This is a genomic window from Cytobacillus sp. ABV4_503 (genome assembly GCF_056158445.1).
The window spans coordinates 3,915,164-3,927,103 of record NZ_JBSWTH010000001.1 but is presented as its reverse complement, the minus strand read 5'-3'; the positions used below and the strand labels follow the sequence as shown (position 1 = coordinate 3,927,103).

The window sequence follows — 11,940 nt, the reverse complement described above, 5'->3', positions numbered from 1 at the left end:
GTTTTATCTAAGACGTTTAAATATTTTTACAGGCATTGATGGGAACCCAGTAATGCTTCTATCCCTGTTTCAGAAAGCCGGCGTTCGCTGCGAGCCGGTACAAATAGAAGGATGAAATACTCCCCTGAGCTTTCACTGTCAACCTGCACAGCAGTTATAGCAGTGGACGGATTATCCGTTATTCTGAAAGAGTGGAGGACAGCTGTCCTCAATTTGGGTGGTACCGCGCAAAAATGATCATGCGTCCCTGCATATTTGCAGGGGCGTTTTTTGTTTGGGTGATAACCTGTTGATGCCTTGAAAATAGCCGTTAATTAGGAGGAGTTAAGATGAGTTTACTTGAAGATTTGCAATGGAGAGGAATTGTTTACCAACAGACAGATGAAGAGGGCATTGAGAACACTCTTGGAAAAGAAGCAATCTCTTTATACTGCGGTGTAGACCCAACAGCTGACAGCATGCATATCGGGCATCTGCTGCCGTTTTTGACTTTAAGGCGCTTTCAAAAAGAAGGCCATCGTCCAATCGTTCTTGTTGGGGGAGCCACTGGCCTCATTGGAGATCCAAGCGGTAAAAGCGAAGAGCGGAAGCTGCAGACGCTGGAAACTGTACAGCATAATGTGGATTGTATTAAGAACCAGCTTAAAAGGATTTTTGATTTTGATAGTGAAAATGGTGCAATCATGGTTAACAACTATGATTGGGCAGGCTCCATGGATATCGTTACTTTCCTGCGTGATTACGGGAAACATGTCGGAGTCAATTACATGCTCGCTAAAGACACCATTTCTTCCAGACTGGAAACGGGAATATCCTTTACTGAATTCACTTACACCATCCTGCAGGCAATGGATTTCCTTCATTTATATGAGAATCATAACTGCAAAATGCAGATTGGCGGCAGCGACCAATGGGGGAATATCACAACCGGCCTTGAGCTCATCCGCAAAATGGCGCCTGAAGGGTCCAAGGCATATGGTCTGACCATCCCTCTGGTTACGAAAGCGGATGGAACTAAATTCGGCAAAACGGAAAGCGGAGCAATCTGGCTTGATCCAGAGAAAACATCTCCATATGAATTTTACCAGTTCTGGATTAACACAGCAGATGCGGATGTAATCAAATACCTTAAGTTCTTTACATTCTTATCCCGTGAAGAAATTGAAGGTCTTGAAAATTCTGTTCAGGAAGAACCGCATCTCCGCAAAGCCCAAAAAGCACTTGCTGAAGAAATGACACGCCTGATCCATGGGAATGAAGCATTGGAGCAGGCTATTAAGATTACAGCAGCGTTATTCAGCGGAGAAATTAAAAACCTTTCGGCTACGGAGATCAAACAAGGCTTTAAGGATGTTCCATCCTATGAGCATTCAGAAGGCGGAGAATTGGGGATCGTTGATTTGCTTGTTGCTGCCAAAATCTCCCCATCCAAACGCCAGGCACGTGAAGATGTGACGAATGGCGCTGTTTCTGTAAATGGCGAACGAATAACGGAGCTTGACTACACTCTTTCTGATAAGGACAAGATTGAAGGCCAGTTTACTGTCATTCGCCGCGGAAAGAAGAAATATTTCTTAATTAAATACTAACTTAAAAGCCCTCCTGTGAAGGAGGGCTTTTGGGTATATCAGTAATTTCCGGATAATAAAAAAACTGCCGAAATGCATCGGCAGTTTAAAATTATTAACGAGAGTAGAATTCAACGATTAGAGATTCGTTGATTTCAGCTGGAAGTTCAGAACGCTCAGGCATGCGAGTGAAAGTTCCTTCTAGCTTGTCTGCATCGAAAGATACGAAGTCAGGTACGTAGTTGTTAACTTCGATTGCTTCTTTAACGATGTCAAGGCTGCGAGATTTTTCGCGAAGTGTAATTGTTTGACCAGGTGCTACGCGGTATGATGGAATATCAACGCGAGATCCATCAACCATGATATGACCATGGTTAACTAGCTGACGAGCTTGACGGCGAGTGCGTGCAAGACCTAAACGGTAAACCACGTTATCAAGGCGTGATTCAAGAAGAATCATGAAGTTTTCACCATGCTTACCAGGCATTTTGCCAGCTTTATCAAATAAATTGCGGAATTGACGCTCATTTACTCCGTACATATGACGAAGCTTTTGCTTCTCCTGCAATTGTAATCCGTATTCAGATAATTTTTTGCGCTGGTTTGGACCATGTTGTCCAGGAGCGTAAGGACGCTTTTCTAATTCTTTACCAGTTCCGCTTAGAGAGATTCCAAGACGACGGGATAATTTCCAGCTTGGACCAGTATAACGAGCCATTTAAGACTCCTCCTTTTGTGTTTTTATTTGGGTAAAATAAAAACAGAAACAGATGCGCACAACAATCATGTCCATTTTGTTTTCATGTACCTTCGCCCTAGCAGCAGAGGGTTACACAGTACCCCATCCCCAGAAAACTCTGGTTGAGGAACAAAATGAGAGCATCAAGGTGCTCACATAGGCTGCAATATTTTACACAAGGAGTATTATATAATTTTTTAAGGATAAAAGTCAAGATGATTTTATTTTTTACTCTTGCATATTTATATGGTTGTTTAAATACTAAGTGAATTTTTTGTCCTTTGTCATATTTCACATGAAATTAGAAAACTTATAAAGAGTCCATTTGCAAGATATGTTATAATAAAGAAAAAATTGGAATTGTTTAATTAAAAGGAAGGCGGCTTCGCTTTTTTTATTTTATTGTGTATTTTCTTGCTCCGATTCTAACCTTTAAAAGATATGAATATAGGAAAAAATTGAAACGAAATAGCCACATGTATGCTGAAAAAATAAATTCTGGTCCGTTATAATATACCTTATTGGTTTAAAGATTCATGATCTGAGACATTTGATGGGTGATAATAAAGATGGATACACTTGAACGCCAAATCATACTGAATTTAAAAAGTCGGTTTTTTGACATTATTGATACGGAGAACGGTTTCTTTCACTATGAAAAATTACTGAATGAAATGCTTTCTGCCATTAAAGCCCTTACCGGAGCTGATGAAATAACTCTGTATGTCTTTAATGAATGGAAGCAGGAGTTTTTTGCAGAAGCTGCCACGAACCCGGATGCTTTGCTTTCACCTGCTTTTTCAGGTGATTTAAAAAGATGGGCTAACAAAAAAAGAGAGTTGCAGAGTTTAGGCACTGAGATTAAGGAAGAACAAATCATGTTTCCTCTTGTAAAGAGAGGCCAGCTGCTGGGTTGCATGATTTTAACAGGTGAATCAGGCTGTTTTCATTCCTATCCAGAAAAAGTATATCAGGAGCTTAGCGAAGAATGCGGGCAATTTCTTGATAAAGCTCACGGTCTGGCCAAAATTGCATCTGAAGAAAAACGCTATAAACAGCTTTACCGAGTTACAGAAAAATTCCATTCCTCAATGGATATGGATATGGTGCTGGGGGAAATTATTTATACTTTGCAGGAAATGTACCCCACTTTTACCTATTATCTTCTGCTGTCCCAGGATAACAATAAACATGGGGATTTGCCCATTAGAGACCTTGAATATGACAGCGAAAACATCGCGGCTATGCAGGCATATGTCACAGGGGCTGTTCAATTTGAAGATTCCCTGCAGGAAATGCGCTCTGTCTTATATGCTCCATTAAAAGGAAAACAGGGGGTTTATGGAGTGCTACAGGTCATAGCTCCTAATACTATCATATTCCCTAAAAATGAAATTGAATTTATCACGCTTCTGGCCAATACTGCAGGGAGTGCACTGGAAAATGCGCAGCTTTATCAGCAATCCAAGCGATTGATAGCTGACCTTCAATTAATTAACGAAACATCCCACCGCCTGAATTCGAATTTGCGCCTGACAGAAACCATGAACTTCATGGCAGATCAGATTATGCATTCCTTTGATGCTGAAGAAGCCGGTTTCATTTTGATATCTTCTGATAGTGCCGATGTGAAGATAATCCAGGGCAGCACTGAATTTTTTCAAACCAAAGAGGCAGAAATCTATATTCAGTATATAAAGACAAAGATCATCAAGGAGAAAGAGTCTCTTTTTATTGGGGATTTTTCTTTACAGTTCGAGGGAATGGCCAGCTTTTACAAATCCATCATGGCTGTTCCAATGACCCAATCTGGAATATTAAAGGGATTTGCCCTTGTCATGCATAGTTCTCCTTATCATTTTTCATTTGAAACATTCAAGCTGCTCCAGTCTTTGATTCATCATTCCACACTTGCCTTTACCAATTCAATGCTGAGAGAAGAGCTTGAGAAGATGGTTGTAACGGATCACTTAACAAAGCTATATTCCCGAAGTTATCTGGATGATCGGATTCATCAATCCATGAATGAAGATCATGAAGGAACATTTATGCTTGTTGATATAGATGATTTTAAATTGGTAAATGATACATACGGACATCAGGTTGGCGATGAAATCATTATTCAAGTTGCTAATTTAATAAACAGCAATATCCGCAGCACTGATATAGGTGCGAGATGGGGAGGAGAGGAGCTGGCACTTTACCTGCCCGGTGTTTCATTGCCGGCGGGATCACTTATTGCTGAACGGCTTGTCAGAAAGGTATGTCAAATCACAGATCCCCAAGTAACCATTTCATGCGGTGTTTCGTATTGGAGCAGGGGGAAAAAAGATTCATATGCTGCGCTGTTTAAACGTGCTGACAGGGCATTATATACCGCTAAGAATACAGGGAAAAATAAAGTGATCATTGAGTCGGCTGCAGATTCATTTATCTAGGGACTGCCTTATGGAAAGGCAGTCTCTATTGATATTTTTCCGTAACAAAATACTTTCAAAAAATATACTATTATCATATGCTGAAAGAGAAGTTTATTATAGATAATAATGTAAGCGCTTGCAGCGAAAGGGAGAGGTAGAATGGATAGGAAACATCGGTTTAACTTCGAGACGCAGGTCATCCATGAAGGATACGATGCTGAAAGGTTCAAGGGGAGCCTCGCACCGCCAATATTCCAGACGTCAACTTTTACATTTGAAACAGCACAGCAGGGAGAAAAGCGTTTTGCCGGTGAGGAAGAAGGCTATATCTATTCCCGTCTTGGAAATCCAACAGTTAAGATGCTTGAAGAAAGAATGGCCGCTCTGGAAAAAGGAGAAGCAGCCCTTGCTTTTGGGTCTGGTATGGCTGCAGTTTCAGCTGTCCTGTTTGCTTTAACCAAAACAGGAGATCATATTTTATGTTCTCAGGGAGTTTATGGCTGTACATTCGGACTCCTTGAGATGATGGATGAAAAGTATAAAATCAGCCATGATTTTTCAGCTATGGAATCAAAGCAGCAGCTGCTTGATGAAATTAAACCGGAAACGGCCTGTATATATGTTGAAACTCCAATAAATCCAACAATGAAGTTGGTGGATTTGAAGATCGTTGCAGAAGCAGCGAGAGAGAAGGGAATTCCAGTTGTAGTTGACAATACTTTCTGTTCGCCATACTTGCAGAATCCTATCGAGCTGGGCTGTGATATTGTCATTCATAGTGCAACAAAATACATCGGGGGTCATGGTGACGTAGTTGCAGGGATCGTAATAGGGTCTAAAGAATTTTTGGATAAAGTCTCCATGACGACTCAAAAAGATATTGGAGGCATTATTTCACCTTTTGACGCCTGGCTGCTTCTTCGAGGATTGAAAACACTTGCAGTCAGACTTGACAGACATTGTGACAATGCGGAACAGCTTGCATCCTGCTTATTGGAGCACCCAAAGGTAGAAAAAGTTTTTTTTCCAGGAGACAGCAAAAATGCAGATTTTGAAATTGCCCAAAAACAGATGAGGAGACCTGGCGGGATGATTTCTTTTACTCTAAAGGGGGATAAAGAGACTGCTCAGGAATTTATGAACCGGCTGAATCTAATTAAAATTGCTGTGAGCCTTGGAGATGCAGAAACATTGATTCAGCACCCTGCTACGATGACTCATGCAGTGGTTCCAAAGGAGTCACGTGAAAAGATGGGCATTGAAGATACGCTGCTGAGACTTTCAGTTGGGCTTGAATCGTGGGAAGATATCAGAGATGATCTTTCCCAGGCACTCGAAGGAGTCTAATACCAAAAGGAGATGGCCTCAAATACGGTCATCTCCTTTTGGCCATTCCGTTAAAGGAATGATACAAGGACTTCCGAGAAGTCTTCAAGGTATTTTTGGTCAAGTTCATCAAACCGGTTTTTTTCTGGAGAATCAATATCCAGCACACCAAGAAGATTGCCCTCTTTGACAAGCGGAATGACGATTTCAGACTGCGAAGCTGCGTCACAGGCGATATGGCCAGGGAATTGATGGACATCTTCAACACGTACTGTTTCCATTTGCTTGGCAGCTGTCCCGCAAACGCCTTTCCCAAGGGGGATTCTTACACATGCCGGCAGACCCTGAAATGGGCCAAGAACCAGCTCGCCTTCTTCCATCAAATAAAATCCTACCCAGTTTGTACGTTCCAGAAATTGATTAAGAAGTGCTGATGCATTGCTTAGATTGGCTATGCTGTTTGTTTCTCCTTCAAGAAGAGCAGAGAGCTGTTTAATCAATAATTGATAATTTTCTTCACGGGTTCCCTTGTATGATTCGACACTAAACATCACAATTCACCTTACTTCCTCAAAGATATATGAATTTCCTGGCAGAAGAACAGGAAATTAGATAGACATTGTCGAGAACTTTAAAAAGGATAAGATGATTTTAGCAAGAATGTTTAATTATCACAACAAATCCGTTTTTAAATAAAGCCATAATTTATTATTCGCTCATATGTGCATGAGCAGAGATTTTACAAAAGAAAGTGAGGCGGGAAAGATGAAAAAAAATTCAAAAGAGGCAATTGTGTCGGCTGCTATCTCCTTATTTAATACGAAAGGTTTCTCCGGGACTTCCATCCGTGATATTGCAGGCAAAGCGCAGACGAACCCGGCGAATATTGCATACTATTTCGATAACAAACACGGGCTGCTTGAATATTGCTTTACTGCATTTTTTGAAGGATATATTCAGGAGATCGAGAGGGGTTTTTCGTTTCTTGAGCAGGGGGCTGCTCTGAGCCTGAAAAAAATTGCTCAAAACATTATGTCTTATCAATTTGAACACAGCCACTTAACAAGATTGATTCTCCGGGAAATTTCTATAGATTCCCAAGTAGTAAGGGAAATCATGTCCACTTATTTAGCAAAAGAAAAGTTTTATTTTGGCAGGGTGCTGGAAAGGGGCATGAAAACAAAAGAATTTCGTATCCATTCAGCCAATTATATGATTGTCCAGCTGAAAGGACTCCTATCCATGCCATTTTTGAACACACATTATATGGCTGAAGTTCTGCATGTATTTCCTCATGAAAAATATTTCGCAGACAAATACACGAAGGAGATCTTCAATTGGGTTGATGGAGTCCTCTGCAATCATGCCGGAAAACCTTATGCTGCTGTACTCTAAAAGCATTTAAAGGTGCTTCATTCTATCAAGGCCCTGCCCCATTTCCTTTGCCTGATGAGAATCGGACCCATAAATCAGTGAAATGCCTTTTTGGGCCGCTGCTTCTGCTGCCCAATCGGGAGGATAGGACTCTTTGCATAACGGCTTGGAAAAACCGGCTCCGTTATAGTCGAGTTCATAGCCTTGTTTTTTTACCTCATCAAGTATTTGGTTTATTTCTTCTCTAAATTCCCGACCAGCGGGATATTTTTTTTGGAACTTTTTAACCAGGGTGATATGCCCAATCCTTCTTGGTTTGAATTGCCCCAAATCTGCTTTTATAGATAAAAGCAGGGTGCGGAAATAATTCATATAAACTGCTTCAATTGAACCGTATTCTTCAATCATCTTTGCAAAAACATCCGGACTGTAGTCCAGGCATTCGTAGCGGCTCCCCTGCTTTAGAAAGTGTACAGATAAAATAGAGTCATCCATATACTTCCCGTTTAAATCTAGAAATTTGCAGATGTCCTGTTCAAAGCCTTCAATGTAATCCACTTCAAGCCCGGCATTAATCCTGATTTTTCCTTCATAAGCAGCTTTCACTCTTGATATATCAGTAAAATACTTTTCAAGATGTTCCTTGCGCATCGCACTGTCACGAGCAGGTGCGGGATCCTCAAAGCCCTCAGGGAGTGGAGCATGTTCAGTAAATGAAATTTCCTTAAAACCCAGATTTATTGCTTTTTCAATATAATCTTCTAATGCGTCCTTTGTCCCGTGCGGACAATAGGGGGTGTGGATGTGTCCGTCTTTTAGCATATGGAGAGCTTCCTTTCTGCAGTTTTTTATAAATACAGTACTCAAGTCTCTTTTTAACATATCTCTTAAATAAAGAAGGAAATCTTTTATAAAAAGCGAATTGTTTGTATTTGAACAGCTCATATAGTTCAATAAAAAATACGGATGTTCCAGTTATTTTCCGAAAATAGCAATTTAGAAAAGATATAAAAGAAGAAATTCATAAAAATATGAAATAAATAGTCAAAAAATGTCGTTTACATGGTATCATAAAAGCATTGAAAATAACATGTGAAAATGAACAAACGCCTGCGGGCATTTGTTATTTCTTAAATAAAAACTTTACATATACATATTGGCTCGGGAACAGAACAGGGGGCTTTAAAATGGAATACATAATTGGAGTTATAGTCATTCTTTTATGCCTATATCTCACGGGGTATTTTTTAAAGAAAAAACATTATAAGGAAATTGACAGGCTGGAAACATGGAAGATGGACATAACGGACCGCCCTGTTCTAGATGAGATGTCAAGAGTTAAAAAGCTTAATATGACAGGGCAGACAGAAGAATTGTTCGAACGCTGGAGAAATGAGTGGGATGAGATCGTAACATCACAGCTTCCGGATGTGGAGGAATTGTTATTTGATGCAGAAGAGAGCATCGATAAATACCGCTTTAAGAATTCCCAGGAAATCCAGCAGAGAATAGAGAAGAGATTAACAGAGATTGAAGAAAGCATAAAAAATCTGCTGAGTGAATTGAATGAGCTGGTAGGCAGTGAAGAGAAAAATAGAGCGGAAATTGAAGAATTGAAAGAGATGTATCGCCAATGCAAAAAGTCTCTGCTTGCACATCGCCATACATTCGGTAAATCAGAAATGATTCTTGAAGAACAGCTGGATGAAGCATTGTCCAAATTTGAAGAATTTGATGAGAAAACGGAGAAAGGCAATTACCTTGAAGCTCGTGAAATCCTTCTTGTGATTAAAGCGCTTCTTGAGGATTCTCAGGCTAAAATGGAAGCTATTCCAAACCTTATGGTTGAGTGTCAATCCAAGATCCCTTCCCAGCTGGAAGAGTTAAGGGACGGGTACAAGGAAATGCTGGATCAGGGCTATCTGCTTGATCACCTGCAAATAGACAAAGAAATTGAGAGACTTGAAGAACAAGTAACTGGATATGCCGGCTCTATTGATAAAGCGCAAATCGAGGAAGTTCAAAAAGGAGTCGAAGAGATTAAAGATAATATTGAACTTCTGTATGATCTGCTCGAAAAGGAAGTACATGCCAGACATTACTTAAGCCAGCAGGATGATGCAACTAGAAACATGCTTTATAATAATAAAGATATGAATAATCAGCTTAAGACAGAGATAACTGCTATCCGGCACAGCTATCATGTTCCAGACAAGGATCTGGAAATTCAAATCCACCTGGAGAAAAAAATAACCCAGCTCTTCAAAAAATTCGAAATGCTGGAGCATAAAATTAATAGCGGGAGTACTCCCCATACTGTCTTGAGAGAAGAGCTTGCTGAAATCAAGGAACACATTGAGGAAATTTCAGATGAGCAGACAGCCTTTGCGGAAATGCTTCAGGCTTTAAGAAAAGATGAAATGTCTGCAAGGGAAAAAGTAAAAGAGTTAAGCAAAAAAGTGGCAGAAACGATAAGGCTTATCTCTAAAAACAATGTGCCTGGAGTTTCCCAGGAATATAAATATTTGATCCAGGATGCGAAAGAAAGCATAGATAATGTGCTGGCTAAACTCGATGAGAAACCATTGAATATTCCTGCGGTCCAGCAATATCTTGAAGTTGCAGTGCTTACTGTTGATAAGGCTGCTGATTCAGTGAGTGATATGATTGAGACGATCCTTTTAGCTGAGAAGGTCATTCAGTATGGAAATCGATACAGAAGCAGATATCCATCTATTGATAAAGGGTTAATGGAAGCAGAAGCTTCATTCAGAAGCTATGAATATAAAACAGCACTGGAGCAGGCTGCAGCTTCAATCGAAGAGGTCGAGCCGGGTGCGATCAAGAGAATAGAAGAAATGATAACTGAGCATTAAAAAACCAGATCCGATTGGATCTGGTTTTTTTGCTGTCTAATTAATAAAATATAACGATGTGAATAACTCTGATGTAAAATTATCTTCATCCAGCTCCAGCGCCTAGCCCCTAAGGGCTGATCAAGGCGCTTCCGCCTTTGTTCTTTAGTCATTTACAGCAATTGGCTTTTTAGCTTCACCGAAAGCCATTGCCAGGAAGTAACCTATTACAGCTCCTGCAATGGCAGGCACAATCCAGCCGATTCCTTCAGCAAAGAATGGCAGGAATTGCAGTGAGTCTGTGATGGCGGACACATCCATTCCAGCAGTTTTTAACCCATCCACAAAACTGATTAAACCTGTGGGAATTAAAGCCCCTATATATACCGCAGAGTATCCATTAAAGGCATTGTGCATAAAGGAAAGCAGAATCAGCACGATGGCCAGAGGATAAATAATGATTAAGATTGGCAATGAAAGTTGAATCAACTGAGTTAAACCAATATTTGCAACCACCATGCTGAACAGCGAAAGAATGATGACAATGGTTTTATAAGGTACTTTTGGGAGCAGTTTATGAAAGTACTGCGCACAAGCCGAAACGAGTCCGACAGACGTTGTAAGGCATGCTACCGTAATGGCCAGCCCAAGGATCAATGCTCCCGCATCTCCAAATAGATATTGAGAAGCAGCGGATAGGACAGCACCGCCATTATCAAGTTGACCTATAGCTTCCATACTTGATGCCCCAATATATGCAAGGGACAAGTATACTGCCGCAAGGCCAGCAGCTGCGATAAGTCCGGCAGTAATGCATATTTTCATAAGTGAATGTTTATTTGTCACACCCATGCCCTGTATTGAACCAATAACAATAATACCGAATACTAATGCTGCAATTGTATCCATAGTCAGGTAGCCTTCAATGAAGCCTTTAAAGAATGGCCCCTCTGCATATGCCCCCATCGGTGCTTTTAATTCGCCCATTGGAGTAATGATGCTTTTAATTACCAGAACAGCAAGGATTATGAGGAGTGCAGGCGTGAAAATATTGCCGATCCTATCCACTAACTTCGATGGATTCAAAGAAAGCCATGCTGTAATGCAAAAAAAGACAATGGTATAAGCAAATAAAGTATAAGCGCTATTGGAAGCGGTTTCAGACAAGAACGGAGTAATCCCTATTTCAAAAGCAACGGTTCCGGTACGCGGGATTCCGAAAAATGGTCCGATGGCTAAGTACATAATAATCGTAAATATAATTCCATATAAAGGGTGTACACGGCTTGCAATCGTCTGTAAATCGCCATTTTTGGCAATGGCAATAATGCCTAATAGCGGCAATCCAACCCCTGTAATTAAAAATCCGATAATAGCAGTCCATACATTCGTGCCGGCTGATTGTCCCAGGAATGGAGGGAAAATCATATTGCCTGCCCCAAAGAATAGAGCAAATAACATGAGTCCGACGGCGAGAATTTGTTTTGATGATAATGTTTTATTCTCCATATATATCCTCCTGAAAATGGTTCCATATCTTAATGTTTAGAACATTTTTCATATTAGCACAGGTGCTAAAAAAAATGTCGAAAAAATACGAAGTCTTAATATTTAGTATTTTATAATAACAAACCAGATCTGTCCTTTATTCAAAGAGC

At 40.3% G+C, this 11,940-nt stretch carries 9 protein-coding genes and 1 other annotated feature; of the genes, 5 read left to right on the top strand and 4 right to left on the bottom strand.

The genetic code is table 11. The annotated features are described in order from the left end of the window. The first annotated feature begins 26 nt into the window (after positions 1 to 26). Positions 27 to 252 (top strand) — a binding site (T-box leader). A gap of 77 nt (positions 253 to 329) precedes the next feature. Continuing rightward, positions 330 to 1,589 carry a tyrosine--tRNA ligase gene (tyrS, locus tag ACXAD1_RS19725; RefSeq protein WP_206839149.1) on the top strand — a complete coding sequence of 420 codons (1,260 nt, stop codon included), beginning with the start codon at positions 330 to 332 and terminating at the stop codon, positions 1,587 to 1,589. A 94-nt stretch (positions 1,590 to 1,683) separates the two neighbouring features. Here the strand turns inward: tyrS and rpsD are convergent, their stop codons facing one another. Continuing rightward, on the bottom strand, positions 1,684 to 2,286 hold the full coding sequence (rpsD, locus tag ACXAD1_RS19720; protein WP_206839147.1) for a 30S ribosomal protein S4: 603 nt from the start codon (positions 2,284 to 2,286) through the stop codon (positions 1,684 to 1,686). A gap of 590 nt (positions 2,287 to 2,876) precedes the next feature. On the opposite strand from rpsD, the gene ACXAD1_RS19715 reads away from it, so the two are divergent. Then, complete coding sequence (locus tag ACXAD1_RS19715; protein WP_474910813.1) at positions 2,877 to 4,745, top strand: sensor domain-containing diguanylate cyclase; 1,869 nt, start codon at positions 2,877 to 2,879, stop codon at positions 4,743 to 4,745. A 141-nt stretch (positions 4,746 to 4,886) separates the two neighbouring features. Next, positions 4,887 to 6,074 (top strand): methionine gamma-lyase, encoded by a 1,188-nt coding sequence (megL, locus tag ACXAD1_RS19710; protein WP_474910812.1) that lies wholly within the window; start codon positions 4,887 to 4,889, stop codon positions 6,072 to 6,074. Between the two features lie 50 nt (positions 6,075 to 6,124). Here the strand turns inward: megL and ACXAD1_RS19705 are convergent, their stop codons facing one another. Further along, complete coding sequence (locus tag ACXAD1_RS19705) at positions 6,125 to 6,604, bottom strand: GAF domain-containing protein (RefSeq protein ID WP_206839138.1); 480 nt, start codon at positions 6,602 to 6,604, stop codon at positions 6,125 to 6,127. Positions 6,605 to 6,818: 214 nt separating this feature from the next. On the opposite strand from ACXAD1_RS19705, the gene refZ reads away from it, so the two are divergent. Further along, positions 6,819 to 7,448, top strand: a complete 630-nt coding sequence (gene refZ / locus ACXAD1_RS19700; protein ID WP_206839137.1) for a forespore capture DNA-binding protein RefZ — start codon at positions 6,819 to 6,821, stop codon at positions 7,446 to 7,448. Positions 7,449 to 7,454: 6 nt separating this feature from the next. Here refZ and hisJ read toward each other — a convergent pair whose 3' ends face one another. Beyond that, positions 7,455 to 8,249, bottom strand: coding sequence for a histidinol-phosphatase HisJ (gene hisJ, locus ACXAD1_RS19695; RefSeq protein WP_474910811.1), 795 nt, complete (start codon positions 8,247 to 8,249; stop codon positions 7,455 to 7,457). Between the two features lie 365 nt (positions 8,250 to 8,614). Here hisJ and ezrA point away from each other — a divergent pair, with 365 nt between their 5' ends. Then, positions 8,615 to 10,303 (top strand): septation ring formation regulator EzrA, encoded by a 1,689-nt coding sequence (gene ezrA / locus ACXAD1_RS19690; RefSeq protein WP_474910810.1) that lies wholly within the window; start codon positions 8,615 to 8,617, stop codon positions 10,301 to 10,303. 144 nt (positions 10,304 to 10,447) lie between these two features. Here the strand turns inward: ezrA and brnQ are convergent, their stop codons facing one another. Beyond that, entirely contained in the window at positions 10,448 to 11,791 is a 1,344-nt protein-coding gene (brnQ, locus tag ACXAD1_RS19685; protein WP_474910809.1) for a branched-chain amino acid transport system II carrier protein, read from the bottom strand. Positions 11,792 to 11,940: the final 149 nt, after the last annotated feature.

Coding starts and splice junctions, on each gene's coding strand:
- ACXAD1_RS19715 (WP_474910813.1), top strand. CDS start 2,877: ATGGATACACTTGAACGCCAAATCATACTGAATTTAAAAAGTCGGTTT.
- megL (WP_474910812.1), top strand. CDS start 4,887: ATGGATAGGAAACATCGGTTTAACTTCGAGACGCAGGTCATCCATGAA.
- ACXAD1_RS19705 (WP_206839138.1), bottom strand. CDS start 6,604: ATGTTTAGTGTCGAATCATACAAGGGAACCCGTGAAGAAAATTATCAA.
- refZ (WP_206839137.1), top strand. CDS start 6,819: ATGAAAAAAAATTCAAAAGAGGCAATTGTGTCGGCTGCTATCTCCTTA.
- tyrS (WP_206839149.1), top strand. CDS start 330: ATGAGTTTACTTGAAGATTTGCAATGGAGAGGAATTGTTTACCAACAG.
- ezrA (WP_474910810.1), top strand. CDS start 8,615: ATGGAATACATAATTGGAGTTATAGTCATTCTTTTATGCCTATATCTC.
- rpsD (WP_206839147.1), bottom strand. CDS start 2,286: ATGGCTCGTTATACTGGTCCAAGCTGGAAATTATCCCGTCGTCTTGGA.
- hisJ (WP_474910811.1), bottom strand. CDS start 8,249: ATGCTAAAAGACGGACACATCCACACCCCCTATTGTCCGCACGGGACA.
- brnQ (WP_474910809.1), bottom strand. CDS start 11,791: ATGGAGAATAAAACATTATCATCAAAACAAATTCTCGCCGTCGGACTC.